General features: G+C 67.7%; 12 protein-coding genes. 10 read left to right on the top strand and 2 right to left on the bottom strand.

Annotated elements, in window-relative coordinates; translation table 11 throughout:
- Nucleotides 1-74 precede the first annotated feature (74 nt).
- Entirely contained in the window at nt 75-824 is a 750-nt protein-coding gene (locus tag HT136_RS17615) for a cupin domain-containing protein (protein WP_214201138.1), read from the top strand.
- A complete protein-coding gene (locus HT136_RS17610; RefSeq protein ID WP_214201137.1) occupies nt 814-2,076 on the top strand; it encodes an MFS transporter in 1,263 nt (420 codons plus the stop codon). Before HT136_RS17615 ends, HT136_RS17610 begins: the two co-directional genes overlap by 11 nt.
- Here HT136_RS17610 and HT136_RS17605 read toward each other — a convergent pair.
- Nucleotides 2,035-2,835 (bottom strand): helix-turn-helix domain-containing protein, encoded by an 801-nt coding sequence (locus HT136_RS17605; RefSeq protein WP_214201136.1) that lies wholly within the window; start codon nt 2,833-2,835, stop codon nt 2,035-2,037. The genes HT136_RS17610 and HT136_RS17605 overlap by 42 nt on opposite strands.
- A gap of 256 nt (nt 2,836-3,091) precedes the next feature.
- Here HT136_RS17605 and HT136_RS17600 point away from each other — a divergent pair, with 256 nt between their 5' ends.
- From HT136_RS17600 to HT136_RS17580, 5 genes are all read left to right on the top strand, one after another.
- Nucleotides 3,092-4,285 carry an FAD-dependent oxidoreductase gene (locus HT136_RS17600; RefSeq protein WP_246543861.1) on the top strand — a complete coding sequence of 398 codons (1,194 nt, stop codon included), beginning with the start codon at nt 3,092-3,094 and terminating at the stop codon, nt 4,283-4,285.
- Nucleotides 4,282-5,058 (top strand): maleate cis-trans isomerase family protein, encoded by a 777-nt coding sequence (locus tag HT136_RS17595; RefSeq protein WP_246543860.1) that lies wholly within the window; start codon nt 4,282-4,284, stop codon nt 5,056-5,058. Before HT136_RS17600 ends, HT136_RS17595 begins: the two co-directional genes overlap by 4 nt.
- A complete protein-coding gene (locus tag HT136_RS17590) occupies nt 5,058-5,807 on the top strand; it encodes a cupin domain-containing protein (protein WP_214201134.1) in 750 nt (249 codons plus the stop codon). The genes HT136_RS17595 and HT136_RS17590 overlap by 1 nt, the downstream gene beginning before the upstream one ends.
- Complete coding sequence (locus HT136_RS17585; RefSeq protein ID WP_214201133.1) at nt 5,804-6,829, top strand: zinc-dependent alcohol dehydrogenase; 1,026 nt, start codon at nt 5,804-5,806, stop codon at nt 6,827-6,829. The genes HT136_RS17590 and HT136_RS17585 overlap by 4 nt, the downstream gene beginning before the upstream one ends.
- A gap of 363 nt (nt 6,830-7,192) precedes the next feature.
- The gene (locus HT136_RS17580) at nt 7,193-7,699 is read left to right on the top strand and encodes a hypothetical protein (RefSeq protein WP_214201132.1); all 507 of its coding nucleotides are present in this window, start codon (nt 7,193-7,195) and stop codon (nt 7,697-7,699) included.
- Nucleotides 7,700-7,818: 119 nt separating this feature from the next.
- Here HT136_RS17580 and HT136_RS17575 read toward each other — a convergent pair whose 3' ends face one another.
- The gene (locus HT136_RS17575; RefSeq protein WP_214201131.1) at nt 7,819-8,469 is read right to left on the bottom strand and encodes a TetR/AcrR family transcriptional regulator; all 651 of its coding nucleotides are present in this window, start codon (nt 8,467-8,469) and stop codon (nt 7,819-7,821) included.
- A gap of 130 nt (nt 8,470-8,599) precedes the next feature.
- Between HT136_RS17575 and HT136_RS17570 the strand changes: the two genes are divergently transcribed.
- The 3 genes from HT136_RS17570 (at nt 8,600) to HT136_RS17560 (ending at nt 11,717) form a co-directional block, all read left to right on the top strand.
- Nucleotides 8,600-9,346 (top strand): SDR family NAD(P)-dependent oxidoreductase, encoded by a 747-nt coding sequence (locus tag HT136_RS17570; protein WP_214201130.1) that lies wholly within the window; start codon nt 8,600-8,602, stop codon nt 9,344-9,346.
- A 179-nt stretch (nt 9,347-9,525) separates the two neighbouring features.
- Nucleotides 9,526-10,005 (top strand): hypothetical protein, encoded by a 480-nt coding sequence (locus HT136_RS17565; protein WP_214201129.1) that lies wholly within the window; start codon nt 9,526-9,528, stop codon nt 10,003-10,005.
- Nucleotides 10,002-11,717, top strand: coding sequence for an AAA family ATPase (locus HT136_RS17560; protein ID WP_214201128.1), 1,716 nt, complete (start codon nt 10,002-10,004; stop codon nt 11,715-11,717). The genes HT136_RS17565 and HT136_RS17560 overlap by 4 nt, the downstream gene beginning before the upstream one ends.

Raw genomic sequence — 11,717 nt, 5'->3', positions numbered from 1 at the left:
GCTCTGCCTGTTTGGCGATCGCAGGAAATGCCCGCAAGGTCCTGCCCTATGGTTCAGGCAGCAAGGATGGATCGGTGACCCGGGAACTGGCGTGCGACATTTCGACTTGCGTGCACCGCGACGAGCTCGCCGTCGAGAACCTCGCGCCCTGGGACGGGGCGGCCTGCCCGGGAAAAGCGCTGCGGCGGCTTGCCGATGGTGCCTTGCGCAGCGCGATCCTGCTGCTCGAGCGCGGCTGGACGGCGCCGAGCGCGCGCGCGGACGGGGCGCTGGTGCAGGTCTTCGTGCTGGCCGGGCGCCTGCGCGTCGATCAGACGGTGCTGGGCGAAAACGGCTTCGCGGTGCTGCCCGGCGATCGCCCGCTCGAACTCGAGGCGCTGGCCGATAGCGAGATCATCGTGATCGTCGACAGCGCCGATGTCGAAGGGCCCTCGCCCGAGCCGGTGATCCTGGCCGATTGCCTCGGCATCGCGCCCTTCGTCCCGGTCATCGCGGGCAAGCGGCTCGAGGGTTTCGAGCGTCGCGTGCTGTGGCAGGACGCGCGCAGCGGCGCCGATACCCGCCTGCTCAAGGTGCCTGCCGGGTTCGGCGGGGTGGGCGGGGCAAACTGGCACCCAGTCGAGGAGGAAATCTTCTGCATCGCCGGCGACATCCAGCCCGACGACACCCGGCCGATGCGCGCGGGCTCGTTTCTCTGGAATCCCGCCTACTCGATCCACGGCTTCGACGAGCGCACGCGCGGCGGCTGCGTGCTCCTCGAATGGCACGACGGGCTGTGGGACCTCGTCCGTGCGCCCGAGGCGGATCGCCGCCATGGCGGGTAATCCCGCAGCGGCGCTCGAGCTGGGCGGATCACCAAGGCCCGATCGCTCCGCCTGGGCGATGATCGGCGGGCTGCTGCTGGTGATGACCGCCTGCCACGGCATCATCTCGGCCGGGCTCCCCGCGCTCGATACGGCGATCCTGGCGGACCTTCACATCGCGCGCGCCGCGCTCAAGCTGCGCGAGACGATCTTCCTGCTTTCGGCGGGCGTCTGCGGGCTGCTCGTCGGGCTGCTCACCACGCGCGTGCGCCCCGCGCACATCGTGCTGGGCGGGCTCCTCCTGCTTTCGGCCACGCTGACGGCCTATGGCCATGCGCGGAGCATCGGGGTGATCTATGCGCTCTACGCGGTGCTCGGCCTGTGCTTTGCCTCCTCGCACGTGGTGATCGTCGTGCTCATGGTGCGCGCGCGCTTCGCCGCCTTGCGCACATTGGCGACTGCGATCGCGCTGTCGGGGACAAGTATTGGCGCGGCGATCTTTCCGGGCCTCACGGTCCTTGCGCTCGAGCACGCCGATTGGCGCAGCGTGCTGCGCTTCGCCGCGCTGGTGCCGCTCGCCTTGGTGCCGCTCGCCGCGTTGCTGCTGCGTGCACCCCGAGAGGCGGCGCGCGAGGAACCGCTTTGCGAACCGTCCAGACCGCCGCGCACGGGCGCGCTCACCGGCGCATTGGGCCACCTTTCACGCCCACGCCTCGCGCTGGGCCTCCTGTTGCTGGCGACTTTCGGGACCTTCTTCGCCTCGACCGCCTTCCTGCTCAACTTGTTCCTCTACCTCCAGGACATCGGGCTCGACGCAATGAAGGCGGCGCTGGGGATGAGCCTCGTCTTCGTGACGGGTCTGGTGGGCAAGGTCCTTGTCGGTGCGGCGGCCGAGCGCTGGGGCGTCAACCGGGTGTGGAACTCGCAACAGATGCTGTTGCTCGCGGGCGCGCTTCTGCTGAGCCTCGGCGGCGCGCCGCTTGCGCTGGTCGGGCTGGTGCTGCTGGGGGCAGGCTGGGCGGGCTGCTACGTGCTCACCCAAGTGGTCATCGCCAATAGCTTCGCGGGTCCGAGTCTGGGCGAGATGACCGGCGCCTTCATCGTCTTCGAGGCGATTTCCTCGGGCTTGGGCGTGTGGTTCGCGGGCAAGGGCTACGACCTATTCGGCAGCTACCGTCCGGGCTTCCTGGTGTGCTGCGCGCTCATCGCGCTCGCGGCGCTGGCGGCCTGGCTATTCCGCCGCCTCGTCGAAGCGGGTCATCCCGACCGGTGAAGCCTCGAGCCCGCGGCCGATCTGCCGTGCGACCTCGAGCATCGGATCGAGGTAACGTTCGATCGCCTCGCTGAGCGGCATCGAATTGGCGAAGTAGACCAGCGCCAGCGAGCCGAGCAGCTGCTGGTTCTCGAACAGTGGCACCGCGATCGAGGAGGTCTTGCCCGGGTTCGCCGAATAGGGCGTGCGCGCGACGGCGGCATAGCCGAGCTCGCGGATGCGTTGCTGCGCCTGCCCGCTCTCGAAATCCCTGAGGATCACCGCGTCGAGCTTTTTCTGCTTGATATAGGCCTGGTTGATGAGTTCCTGCTGTTCGGCCCTGGAGGTGAACGAGCAGTAGACCTGGCCCGAGGCCGAGGCGAGCAGCGGCACCTGCCAGCCCGGATAGTAGTTGTTGAAGGTCAGCGTGGTCTGCGTGCTGGTGGAATCGCGCACGACCATCTTGTTGCCCACGCGCGTGACGATGCTGAGCGGCCAGTGGAATTCCTGGGTGAACGCCGAAATCAGCGGGCGGCCGATGCCCACCAGCCGGTCGTGGTTCTGGAAGCCGCACGAAAGGGTCTGGATAAGGGCGGTCGGGCGATAGCGCTTTCGCGTCGGCTCGCGCTCGATCAGCCCCTCGTCCATGAGGGTGTTCACGATGCGATAGGCCGTGGGATAGGGTATGTCGACCGCGCGCGAGATCTCCGTCAGGCCCAGCGAGCCGTGGCGGTTGATGGCCTGGATGACCTGTATCGAGCGCGAGAGCGAACGGATCATGTCCCGCTCGCTCTTTTCTTCCGTCCGGTTGGCTTCTCTGTCGTGTGTCACTGGTTTCTCGCGACCTAGCATGGCCACAAGACAGCGGTACGCGGCCCCTCCTGTCAAGGCCTTGTCTCACCGGTGCAGGTTCGCCCTCCGCGATGCGGATGGTTTTTGGCCGCAACGTTCCTTCGCCCCCGGGCCGATGCAACACTTCGGCAAAGCACTGATCAAGCCATGCTTGAAGTGGGTTACTAGGGAGCATGCGGCGATCATGAAGAAATGTGAGGTCCTGGTTGTCGGCGCGGGGCCGGTGGGGACGACGTGCGCGTCGCGCCTTGCGGCGCTGGGTCTGGACGTGATGATCGTGGAGTGCGAGGCGACGAGCACGCACGACTTGCGCGCGACGACGATCCACGCCTCGACGCTGGAAATGCTCGACGAGATCGACGCGGCGCAGCCACTGATCGAGATCGGCCTGAAGGCGCCGGTCTACCAGATGCGCGACCGCCGCAGCGGCGAGATCCTCGCCTTTGACCTCGGCGAACTGGCGGACATGACGAAGTTCCCCTTCCGCCTGCAGTGCGAGCAGTACAACATGGCGCGCCTGCTGAGCGACCGGCTGGCCGCGCTGCCCAATGTCGACTTGCGCTTCAACTGCCGGTTCGTGTCCTCGCGCGAAAGCGCGGACGGGGTGATCGCGACGCTCGAGGACAACGGCACCCTGATCGAGGTGGAAGCGAAGTTCGTGGTCGGCGCGGACGGCGCGCGCTCGGCAGTGCGCAAGCAACTGGGCACCGAGTTCGACGGCTTCACTTACGAGGAGAAGTTCGTCTCGATGTCGACCGCCTATCCGATCGAGAAGGTGATCACCGACCTCAGCTACGTCAACTACATCTCCGATCCCGAGGAATGGCTGGTGCTCCTGAAGGTGCCCAGCGTCTGGCGCGTGCTGGTGCCCGCCGACGGGGCGCTGAGCGACGAGGAGCTGATCAGCGATGCCAACCGCGACGCGGTGTTCCGCCGGATCGTGGGCCACGGCGACGTCGAGACCACGCACCGCACGATCTACAAGGTGCACCAGCGCGTCGCGCGCGAGTTCGTGAGCGGGCGCCACGCGATCATCGGCGATGCCGCGCATCTCAACAACCCGCTCGGCGGCTTCGGCATGAATTCGGGCATCCACGATGGCTGGAACCTGGCCGACAAGCTCTGGCAGATCCTGCGCAAGGATGCCGGGCGCGCGGCGCTCGACCTGTTCGAACGCCAGCGCCAGGCCGTTACCCGCAGCGTCATCCAGGCGCAGACGATCGAGAACATGGAGAGCATGGGCATGGCCGAGGGCGCCAAGCTCGAGGCCAAGCGCGCGAAGATGCGCGCGATCCACGAGGACCCCGCCGCGCGCCGCCAGTTCCTCCTTCGCCAGGCTCTGTTCGCCAGTCTCCAGCAGGAAAGGGAAATCGCATGACCACCAGCGTGATGCCGCCGCGGCGCAATCGGGATGTTCAGGGCTACCGCTACAAGTTCGGCGTGCTCGGGCCCTCGACAAACACCATCGTCCAGCCCGACTTCGACGATCTGCGCCCCCACGGGGTGACCAACCACTACAGCCGCATCGTCGTCGACAACGCCAAGGCGGTCTCGAACGAGACCTTCATGGCGGGGGCCTGGGAGATCAGCCATAACACGCTCGACGCGGTGCGCGGCGTGCTGACTTGTGCGCCCGATTACCTCGTCATGGGCATGTCGGCGGTGACCTTCTTCGGCGGCGCCGAGGGCGCGGTCAAATGGCGCGAAAACATCGAGGAAGTCTCCGGGCTCAAGGTCTCGACCGGCTCGGAAGCGCTGGCCGCCGCGCTTGGCGCCTATGGCGGGATCAGGAAGGTCGCGTTCTTCTCGCCCTACTACCCGACCGCGAATGCCGAGGTGGCGAAATTCCTCAGTGACCACGGCTACGAGACGGTGCGCGACGTGCCGCTTCAGGCGCCGAGCTGGACCGCGATCGCCGAGATCGACGAGGCGAAGATCCGCGAGACCTTCCGCCACCTCGACGGCGACGACGTCGACTGCCTGATCCAGGTCGGCACCAACGTCTCGGCGATCCGCTTCTGTGCGGCGGCCGAGATGGTGCTGGGCAAGCCGGTCATCGCCATCAACACCGCCACCTACTGGCACGCCCTGCGCGCCTGCGGGATTTCCGATCACGTTCCCCACTTCGGCCGCCTGATGGCGGAGCTGTGATGGCGGGCTCGCTGAAACTCGCCCGCCCGCTCGAGCACGTGCGGGGCAATGACCTGCCCTGGGAGATGCTGGGCACGCATGGCCTGAAACGCCGCAAGCTGGGCGAGGATGTACAAACCGGCCACGTCACCAACCTCGTCTACATCCCCAAGGGCTGGCGCGGCGGCGGAGTGGCGCACTTCCACGCTGCGTTCGAGGAAGTCTACATGCTCGAAGGTTCGGTGACGCTCGACGGGAACCACTACTTCCGCGAGGGGGTCTATTTCTACCGCCCTGCCGACGTCGTTCATGGCCATGACGAGCGCTCCGAGGAAGGCGCGCTCGCGCTCGTGCGCAGCGATGGCCTGCTCGTGCTCAACCTCGTCCACGAACCCGAGCAGCCGGTCGAGTACCCGCTGCCCGGTTCCGCCGACCCGCGCGGGCATGTCTTCGAGACACGCGTGGCCGACGTCGCGCCTGTGGCGGACCCTGCGCTTCCGGCCGAATGGCGCATCCGGCCCTTCAGCCAGGACCCCGTGAGCGGCGCGCGCACCTTCGAGGCGCTCGTTCCGGCGGGCTGGCAGGGCAAAGCGCCCGTGCTCGCCAGTGCCTGGGAAGCCTATGTCCTCGAAGGGACGTTGGAGGGCGCGGGCGAGATCTGGCAGCCGGGGGATTACACCGTGGGCCTGGCCGACACGCCCTTGCTTGCCGCCAATGCCAGCGCGCAAGGCGCGCGCCTGCTTGTCTGGACCTTCGGGACCGGCGCATGAAGGCTGCGCGTCTCTTCGCGCCGGGCGACTTGCGGCTGGTCGAGGCCGAAGTGCCCGTGCCCGGCCCCGGCGAGGCGCTCGTCGCGATCATGGCTTACGCCCCTTACGGCACCGACGTTTCGACCTACCTCAACAAGGGCGGGCGCTACGTCTCGGCCTATCCGGTCGGGATCGGCGCCGACTTTTCCGGTATCGTGCGCGGGCTAGGCCCCGGTGTCGAGGGGATCGCGGAGGGCGACCGGGTCAGCGCGCTCGCGCTCGACCATTGCGGTACCTGCGCCCATTGCACCTCGGGGCGCCAGAACCTGTGCCTCGATCCCGCCTTCAAGACGCTGGTGCGCCAGACCTGCTGCGAGGAACTGGTGCTGGTACGCGCGCGCAAGCTGGCGGTCTTGCCCGATGCGGTCGCGTTCGAGGACGCGGCGATGCTGGCGGGCCCGGTCGACGCGCTCAACGCCTTCGGCAAGATGGGGCTTGGCGCGGGGGATCGGGTGGCGATCGTCGGTGTCGGTGCGATGGGCCATGGCGCGATTGCGCTCGCCCGCGCGCTCGGCATCGAGGCCGTCGCGATCGGCGGCAGCGGACGGCGCGCGCAAATCGCGCACGACCTGGGCGCAGCTCAGGTCTTCCCCATTGCCGCGCATGGCGAGGACGTGCGCGAGCGGGTGCTGGCGGCCTTTCCGGGCGGTTTTGCGGCCATCATGGAGACGACCGCAAGCGCGTGGGGCGTCACGCAGGCCTTCGCGCTTGCCGCGCCCGGCGGGCGGATCGCGCTCACCGGGGGCGGTGCCTTGCCGGTGGGCAACTGGGACATCGTCGATCGCGAATTGGCGATCTTCGGCGTGCGTGCGGGCAGCGGCCAGGCCGAGGTCCTCGATCTCATCGCGCAGGGCAAGCTCTCGCTCCAGCCCTCGATCAGCCGGCGCTTCACGCTGGAGGAGGCGCCGGAAGCGTTCGCGCTGCTGGCAGGAGCCGGTGCGCGCGACATCGGCCGCGTGATCATCTCTATCGGCGCGCGCTGATCCTCCGGGCGCGTCAGCGCCCTATCCCGAATACGCGAAGTTTCACGCGCGGCGCAGCCTTGACTGCGCCGCGCGTCGTGCATGGCGACTGCGCCTGTGGATCTGCGCCCAAGTCCTACACGTCAGTCGTGACAGTTTGCCTTGAGGGCCATGGGGCGACGGGAACAGCCAAACCTGAGGCCAAGCTGCTGGAAATTTCGATCAGAACGGGAGTTTCAATCGCTCCAGGCGATTACGTCGCGCTCTAGGCAAACTGTCACGAACGGCGTTTCCGAATCGCCATGAGCGGGGCGAAGTCCGGCTTAAAACGGGCTTGTCAAGTAATTCGCGCTTGGCTAATCCGGTGGGAACGGAGGCAGAACGATGGCGCAGACATCCCTCAATATCGGCCGAATTCTCGACACTCTCTCGGAAAAGTCGAAGCGGCCGCGCTATGCCTTCATGGTCCTCAACCTGCTGGCCGAACAGGCCGGGCCGGGCAACCGCGCGGGCCCCTTCGTGACCGGCGACAATGGCGAGACGATGCCGCTGCGCGAATGGATCGGCGACCGCCTCTCGCGCATGTCGGGGCGCGACAAGCGCCGCCAGGCGCTTGAGAAGCGCATCCGCGCGTCGCTCAAGGACAAGCTGCCCGACGACCTCATCGAGGCGCAGCAGCTTGTCGACAGCGCGGTGGCCGATCACGTGCGCGCGACCGGGGCCGACAACGCCAGCCGGGTCTTCGCCGAACTCGAACGCTGCGGCTATCTGACGCGCTTCTATCAGGGGCGCTTCACCAACCATGAGAACCGCGGGGGCCTGCGCAATCTCGTCTGTGTGCTCGATGGCGACGCTATTGCCGCGCTGCGCCGCCGCGACATGCTGATCTAGCAAACATCGCTTCGCTCTCGACGCGGATCGGAGCGGTTCTTCGCGTCCGATGTCCTCGTCGGCCTTGTACAACCGCGCTTTGCCACGAGGATAGGCGGAAGGGATGTGGCTGCGCGCGCCTAGCGCTCCCAGGACGCCCATCCGGCGAGGAAGAAGGCGACACCGACGCGCGCGCGGTCCTGCGTGCGGAGCGAGACGCCGGGTGGCTCGATGCCCTGGGCCGCGCGGTCGAGCGCCTCGCCCGCAACGAGCCGCACGAACATGTCCGCGCCCATACGGATGACTTCGGCCGGGCGCTCGTCGCCTTCGGCGAGGATCGCGGCAAGCGCTTCGCTGGCGCGCTGGAACGGGCCGTCGACGCTGCGTGCAAGGCTTGGATGCGTGGTCGCGTCGGCGACGATCAGGCGATAGAGCGCGATGGCCTCGGGCGCGAGCATCCAGCCGAGCAGGATCTCGCTCGCAGCCTCCAGCCTTTGTCGCAGCGGTCCGGCCTTGATGTGCGCGAGTTCGGGCACCCCCGAGCGGAGCGCAAGCCGCTCGACGACATCGACGAAAAGCGCGGACTTGGTGCGTGCGCGGCGGTAGAGCGTGCGCTTGGTGACGCCGGCCGCGCGCGCGATGGCTTCCATGCTCGCGCCGCGAAAGCCTTGTGCGACGAACACTTCGAGCGCGGCGTCGAGCATGGTTTCCTCGATCCGCTGCGCCGCCTCGAGCGAGGGGCGCCCGGCGAGCCGGACCGGTTCCGCATCGGGCCGGCTGTCTTGCGTCATGTGCACTTCCCCTTGCGAACGGCGTAGCATAAAAGATACGCAACCGGATACTTTGATGCGCGTTATACCCGGCACATGCAGCGCCGCTTCGCACTGGGTGCGCGGCGGCCAAGACCAAGGAGCAGTTTCAATGGCACTCTTCAAGGACCGGGTCGCGATCGTCACCGGCGGGGCTTCGGGTATCGGCGAAGCGGTGGCGAAGGATCTCCTTGCCGAAGGCGCGAAAGTTGTCATCGCGGACTTCGACGAGGCCGGAGCCCGGCGGCTTGCCGAGGCCTATGGCCCCGAGCGCGCGCGCGCGTTCAAGGCCGACGTCAGCGACGCCGCGGCGGTGAAGGCGAGTGTCGACTTTGCCGTGGAAAGCTTCGGCGGCCTGCATCTGGCGGTCAACAACGCAGGCATCGGCGCTCCCTCGACCCCGCTCGCCGACATCGCGCTCGACGACTGGCACCGGGTCCTTGGCGTCGACCTGCACAGCGTGTTCTATGGGCTTAAATACCAGATCCCGGCGATGATCGCTTCGGGTGGCGGGGCGATCGTCAACATGGCCTCGATCCTGGGCGCGGTCGGATGGGCGGGTTCGGCCGCCTACGTGACTTCCAAGCACGCGATCGTGGGCATGACCAAGACCGCCGCACTCGATTATGCGGGGCAGGGCATCCGGGTCAACGCGGTGGGCCCGGCCTTCGTCGAGACACCGGCGCTCGGCAAGACGATGACCGACGAGGAGCGCTCGGTGCTCGCGGGACTGCACGCCTTCGACCGCCTCGCCCGGCCCGAAGAAATCGCTGGCATGACGAGTTTCCTCCTGTCCGAGCGCGCCTCGTTCATGACCGGGACCTACTATCCGGTCGACGGCGGCTTCCTCGCGCGCTGAGACCGACGTCGGGGGCGCCGGCCGATGGCGCCCCCGATCCATCCTGTCGGTCGCGAACCCGACATTGTCGTATCCGCGACCGCCTGGTTCCTCGGGTAATCTCCTGAATTAGCCTCATTTGCGCGCACATCGAGGCTGGCGCGCTTCTTGCTTTGCAAGGCGCGCCAAGGAGAAGCCCGATGTTGTCTGACGCCCCGTTCGAGTCCATCGATTTCGGAGAGCTGCCCGAGGAGGTCGAGCAGCTCCTCCAGGCCGGAGTGCGGGCCCACCGGCAGGACAAGGACCGCGCCGACGCGCTGTTCCGCGAGGCACTTGCGCGCGATCCGCGAGCGCTTCCCACCTATTTTTGCCTCTACAAGATCCACACTTACGCCGGGCGCCTTGGCGAAGCTCGGGCGATGGCCGAGGCGGGACTGGCCGAGGCCGCGCATCAGGCGGGTTGGAACCCCGACTGGCGTCTCTGGTTGCCGACGCGGACGGCGCCGGCCGATCCGGGGCGTTTCGCGCTCTATACCCTCAAGGCGCTCGCCTTCATCGCGCTGCGCGACGCGCGCCCGCGCGACGCCGAGACGATCCTGGCCGCGCTGCGCCGGCTCGACCCGCAGGGCGAGGTGGGCTGGCCGGTCGTTGCCGAGCTGGCGCAAGGGTGCGCGGCATGAAGCTGGCGCTCGAGCGTGCGCACCTCGAGGCGCTGGTCGCGCGCTTTCCCGAGCTTGCGGGGCTCACCGCGCAGTTGCGGCTGGCCGAGCGGGCCGAAGTGGCGGTGGGTGACCTTTCGGATACGCAGGTTGCGTTTCTGGGTGGCCTGCTGCGCGAGGCGGGACCCGACCAGCGCGTGCGCGCCGCGCAGCTCGTCACCTTGCGCGGGGCGCTGGGCAAGCCGGGCAGGCGCTATGCGGGCGAACAGCTTGAGGATTTCCTTGTCGATCTCGTGCGTTATCTTGTCGCCGATGGCTTGCGGGGCTGGCTGTTCAGCGCCGACATTTCGCGCCGCCCGCTGCCTTACGTGGTGACCCGGCTGGACTACACGCCCAGCAACAACGAGGAGAGCGGCAAGCTTTTCGTCGAATTGAAGGCCAACGCCAAGGGCACGCTGGTCACCAACCTGTTCCGCGTGACCGCAGCCGACATCGAGGGGCACACGCTGGGCGAGGTGCTCGTGGCCAAGGGTTTCCTCAAGGAAACCGCCGATCTTCTGGCCGCATACGACGCCACGGCGAGCCGCTATTACGCCTGGCGGGGCCGCTATGGCGAGCAGTTTGCGGCCGAGGGGCGCGCCTTCTACGCAGAGGACCCGAGCGCGCCGCGGCGTGACACCGACTGGGCGCGCAAGGACGTGGTGGTGCTCAGCGCCTCGGGCGGCAAGGCGCGGCTCGTCAACGACGAGGGCATCCTTGCCGATCGCGCGCTGACGCTCGACGCACCGGGCGAAATCCTCGCCTCGTACTTGCGCCGTGCGGGCAAGAGCAACCAGTACGACAACGACGAGGAACTGCGCCTGCTCGCCTCGGCAATCCCGCCCGACATGTTCCGCGAGGTGCCGGTCCACGCCTTCGTGCTGATGTTCCACCTCGATCTGCATCACTACGTGTGGGTCCACGTCGACGACATGGAACCCTACGCCTATCAGCCCGCGCTCAAGGGCAAGCTGGTCCTTCCCCCCGAGCAGACCGACCTCATCGACATCCTGACGGCGGAGATGGACGTGCTGATGGACGACATCGTCGAGGGCAAGTCGGGCGGTACCACGGTGCTGTGCGCGGGGCCTCCGGGGGTGGGCAAGACGCTGACCGCCGAAGTCTATTCGGAGATCATCCGCCGCCCGCTCTACCGCGTTCATTCGGGCCAGCTCGGCCTCAACGTCACGCAGATGGAAGCCGCGCTCAAGGACGTGCTGACGCGCGCGCAGCGCTGGGGCGCGGTGATGCTGATCGACGAGGCCGACGTCTACATCAAGCGGCGCGACAACGACATGGCGATGAACGCGGTGGTGGGCGTGTTCCTGCGCGTGCTCGAGTACTTCAATGGGCTCCTGTTCCTCACCACCAACCGGGTCGACGACATCGACGAGGCGATCGTCTCGCGCTGCATCGCGTTGATCCGCTACCATTCGCCGGACCGGGCAGGGCGGGTGCGGATCTGGCAGGTCATGGGCGAACAGTTCGGCCTCGCGCTTGCGCCCGGCCTCGTCGAGGAGCTGGCCGACCGGTTTCCCGCCGCCAGCGGACGCGACATCAAGGGCCTTGCCAAGCTCACCGCCAAGTACTGCAGCCAGAAGCGGCTCGCGCCCGACCTCGCGGCCTTCCTGCGCTGTTCGATCTTTCGCGGCATGGACATTGCCGAGCGCGTCCAGCCCGAACCGGTACCCTGA

It is taken from the genome of Novosphingobium profundi, from assembly GCF_018491765.1.
GTDB lineage: Bacteria > Pseudomonadota > Alphaproteobacteria > Sphingomonadales > Sphingomonadaceae > Novosphingobium > Novosphingobium profundi.
The sequence above is the reverse complement of the archived record's forward strand: the minus strand, read 5'-3'. Positions and strand labels throughout refer to the sequence as shown.